Annotated in this window: 4 protein-coding genes; all 4 read right to left on the bottom strand. The window is 33.9% G+C overall.

From position 1 onward, the window contains the following. On the bottom strand, positions 1 to 364 hold a 364-nt coding region (locus ADJ83_RS02235), incomplete at its 3' end, for a hypothetical protein (RefSeq protein WP_152910783.1). 26 nt (positions 365 to 390) lie between these two features. Further along, positions 391 to 1,134 carry a sugar phosphate nucleotidyltransferase gene (locus tag ADJ83_RS02230; protein WP_048716690.1) on the bottom strand — a complete coding sequence of 248 codons (744 nt, stop codon included), beginning with the start codon at positions 1,132 to 1,134 and terminating at the stop codon, positions 391 to 393. Positions 1,135 to 1,634: 500 nt separating this feature from the next. Continuing rightward, positions 1,635 to 2,108: a PTS sugar transporter subunit IIA gene (locus ADJ83_RS02225; RefSeq protein WP_053094364.1), complete on the bottom strand. Its 474-nt coding sequence runs from the start codon at positions 2,106 to 2,108 to the stop codon at positions 1,635 to 1,637. Between the two features lie 114 nt (positions 2,109 to 2,222). Then, positions 2,223 to 3,905, bottom strand: coding sequence for an alpha,alpha-phosphotrehalase (gene treC / locus ADJ83_RS02220; protein ID WP_048716684.1), 1,683 nt, complete (start codon positions 3,903 to 3,905; stop codon positions 2,223 to 2,225). Positions 3,906 to 4,015: the final 110 nt, after the last annotated feature.

The raw sequence follows: 4,015 nt of genomic DNA, 5'->3' as shown, positions 1-4,015 counted from the left end.
CGGCTGCTTCCTGTCTTGCCTTTTCTTGTGCGACTGCTTTCTGTCTTGCCTTTTCTTGCTCGGCTGCTTCATCATTGTTTGAAATACCGTTAATTGTGCTTGGATTAGTTTCATTAATCAATTGATTTTGTATAACATTACTCTCTTGTGATGGTGTATCTTCTTGTGGAGATGGTAAAGCAAGCTTTTTATTATTTTTGTTTTTAGCTCCATTTAAAACTTCAACAAAATTATCTACATGGAATTTTACTGAAACCCCTTTAGAGAATAGTTGAATATTTATAGTAGCAGACTTATCTTCCTTTTCGTTACTGGACAATGCTTTCAAAAAGTCGTTTATGATATTCTTTTTTAGCCATTTCACGGCAGTCCTCTCTCTCCCCTGTCTCTTTATTTTTGTTTCCATATCTTTCTAGCATCTTCTAAATCCTTAGGCGTATCAATAGATATCCATGTTCCTTCATGTAAATAGACAGCCAATTCTCTTTTGTTAATTAGCTTTCTCAAAGGTTCTTCCTCTAACACACAATCTGGCTGCGCAGATAAATAGTGAAAGAATTCCTTATTACAAACAAAAAATCCGCCATTGATCAAGTTATCTAAAATTGGCTTTTCTGTAAAGCTAGTAGCAATTCCATCCTTTATATCAAGTACTCCATATTGATTATTTTTTTGAATACCTGTAAGTGTAACTGTTTTTCCTTTTTCTTTATGAAAGGCAATGAGTGCATCTAAATCAATATCAGATAAACCATCTCCATATGTTAATAGAAAGATATCATCCTGTATAAATTCTTCCAACTGTTTAATTCTCGCTCCTGTCATCGTATCTATGCCTGTATCAATACATGTGATTTTCCAAGGCTCTGTTTTTTCGAGAATGTCATATTGATTCTTTTCTAAATCTATTTTTAAATCATTTTTTTTCCAAGCTAAATTTACAAAATAGTCCTTTATTTGCTCACCCTTATATCCCAATGGCAAAATAAAATCCTGATGTCCATACTCACTATAATGCTTCATGATATGCCATAATATCGGTTTTCCATTAACATCAGCTAAGGCTTTCGGTAAGTTCTCTGTCAAGCCTCTCATTCTCATTCCTTTGCCCCCACATAAAATGACAACTTTCATGCTTTCACCTCTTCTCTTAGTATTTTCATGCCATTATATGTACAGGCCACTAATTATGCATAGGTTGTTTCATTAAGTTTTACAAGATATAGGCATAATTTCTGAGAGAGTGGGAAAAAACTTTTTTTCCCATTACTTTTTTCATATGGAATAAAGTTATTATTACTCCTTACAGGAAGCAAGCCCTGGTTTAAATTAAAGCGATTTCAATCGAATAGTAAACAAGCATTATTGTTTGTTAGATTGGCTAAATAAACATATATCTATTATCACAGTAGTAGTTGGTACTAAAGAACAACAGGATTAGAAATATTCCAAAAATCAACTTCACAAAAAATACCGCCCTACATGTAGGACAGTATAAACTAACATTTTTTTGGCTAAAGATTGATTTTCCCTTTCTTCTTTTATCTTTCAACTGCAGTTTTACCTGAATTTTATTTCAACTTTTCTCTTTATAAAAAATGCTATGAGGCTGTTTCTCCCCATAGCATTTTTTCTTATCCTATTTTTATTTCGTTGCCTTCAACTACTACTTTTTCATTTTCGCCTAGGTTTGTAAATACCATTGGAGTAATAATAGACGGAACCTTTGACTTAATTGCATCAAAATCGATTTCCATTAATTTTTGTCCTTGCTTTACTTTATCTCCATCTTTAACAAATGCTGTGAATCCTTCCCCTTTAAGAGCAACGGTATCTAATCCAACATGAATTAAGATTTCTTTTCCACTATTGTCCGTCATGCTCAATGCATGCTTTGTAGGAAATACATTCATAATTTGTCCATCTGCCGGAGCAACTAAAACACCATTTGTTGGATCTACTGCTATACCATCCCCCATCATTTTTTGTGAAAAAACAGGATCAGGAACTTCACTAATATTTAGTAATTTTCCTTCTAATGGCTGAATGTAATTATTAGTTGAACGCGTATTTTCTTCCTTATTTCTTTTAAATAGATTTTTAAACAAACTAGTACCTCCAATAAAAGATTCTTTCATTCTATTTTAACGCAATAACAAAAATTTTCCCATAAATCTGATTAAAAATATTTCCTGCGAAATTTCTCCGCAGGAAACGAAGTCTTATTTTAAATGATAAACAATGGACTCATATGGTCTTAGCGTAATACTTTCTCCAAATGAAGGAGAATTTGAATAGTTAGAAAGAAGCGCTGTACTTGTTAATCCTGTAGTATCAACATGCTTCGGTACAGTAAATACCGCTTCTTCCTCGTAAAAATTATTTATTACGAATAGCTTTTCTTTATCTGTACTACGTAAGTAAGCAAATATTTTATCATCATCAGGAGCAAGTAACTCATAATCTCCATCTGTCACAATATCGTATTCTTTACGAAGGTTAATTAACTTTTGATAGTGATAGAAAACAGAGTCCTTATCCTTTAATGCATTTTCTGCATTCAGCTCTTTATAATTTCTCGCTGTTTCTATCCATGGTGTTCCCTCCGTAAATCCAGCATTTTTCTCTCCATTCCATTGAACAGGTGTACGAGAATTATCACGGGATTTTCTACGTAGGACTTCTAAGATTTCTGCTTCTGGCTTACCACTTGCTTTCAATATATTATACATATTTAAAGATTCCACATCACGGTATTGGTCAATAGATGTAAATTTAGGATCGGTCATCCCAAATTCTTCTCCTTGATATATATATGGAGTGCCCTGCATCATATGAATCGTGGTCGCAAGCATCTTCGCAGATTCCTTATGATATTTCCCATCATTTCCATAACGAGATACAATCCGCGGCTGATCATGGTTACACCAAAATAGGGCATTCCAGCCTCCACCTTCATGCATCCCTACTTGCCAGTTAGATAGAATTTGTTTTAAAGCATGAAAATCCATTTCCCCAATTTCCCACTTTTCTCCGTTTGGATAATCTACCTTTAAATGGTGAAAATTAAAGGTCATGCTTAATTCATTACGTTCTGGCATTGTATATTTAATACAATGCTCTAATGTTGTGGAAGACATCTCCCCAACTGTCATACTGTCATATTTTGAAAAAACAGCTTGATTCATTTCATGGATAAATTCATGCACACGTGGACCATCTGTATAAAACTTTCTTCCATCACCAGGTGCTACTGAACCATCATCATCTGGAAAATCCTGATTTTTTGAAATTAAGTTAATAACATCTAGACGGAAGCCATCTACTCCCTTTTCAAACCAGAATTTCATCATTTTGTAAACTTCATGGCGTAGCTGTTCATTCTCCCAATTTAAATCAGCTTGGGTTACATCAAAGAGATGTAAGTAATATTGATCTGTCTTTTCATCATATTGCCACGCATTCCCACCAAATTTTGACTGCCAGTTTGTTGGCTCCTTTCCATCTTCTTTTCCATCTTTCCAAATATAAAAATCACGATAAGGATTATCCTTAGAAGAGGCGGCCTGTTTAAACCACTCATGCTCTGTGGAGGTATGGTTAACGACAATATCCATAATTATTTTTATCCCTTTTTGATGAGCTTCATTTAATAGCTGATCAAAGTCATCCATATTTCCATATTCATGATGAATGGCATAGTAATCACTAATATCATAGCCATTATCTTTTTGTGGGGAAGCATAAATAGGTGTTAGCCACAGGACATCTACCCCTAATTCCTTTAAATAATCTAGTCTTTTTATTATTCCTTGAATATCTCCTACTCCATTTCCAGTTGTATCTTGAAAACTCTTCGGATAAATTTGATATACTACTGCCTTTTGCCACCATGCTTGTTCCATCTATTACACCACCGATGTGAGAATTATGTCCTTTTCCTTTATCTCAAAAAACGTAATGATTTTAGTGAGGGCACTGAAAAACTGATAGCTATTGATGATTGATTGTAACC

It is taken from the genome of Bacillus sp. 522_BSPC, from assembly GCF_001076885.1.
GTDB classification, from domain to species: domain Bacteria; phylum Bacillota; class Bacilli; order Bacillales; family Cytobacillaceae; genus Niallia; species Niallia hominis.
Note: the sequence above shows the minus strand (reverse complement) of the source record. Positions and strands in the feature narration are given on the sequence as shown.

Excerpts from the sequence above, each read along its gene's own strand:
- treC (WP_048716684.1), bottom strand. The coding sequence starts at position 3,905 with ATGGAACAAGCATGGTGGCAAAAGGCAGTAGTATATCAAATTTATCCG.
- ADJ83_RS02230 (WP_048716690.1), bottom strand. The coding sequence starts at position 1,134 with ATGAAAGTTGTCATTTTATGTGGGGGCAAAGGAATGAGAATGAGAGGC.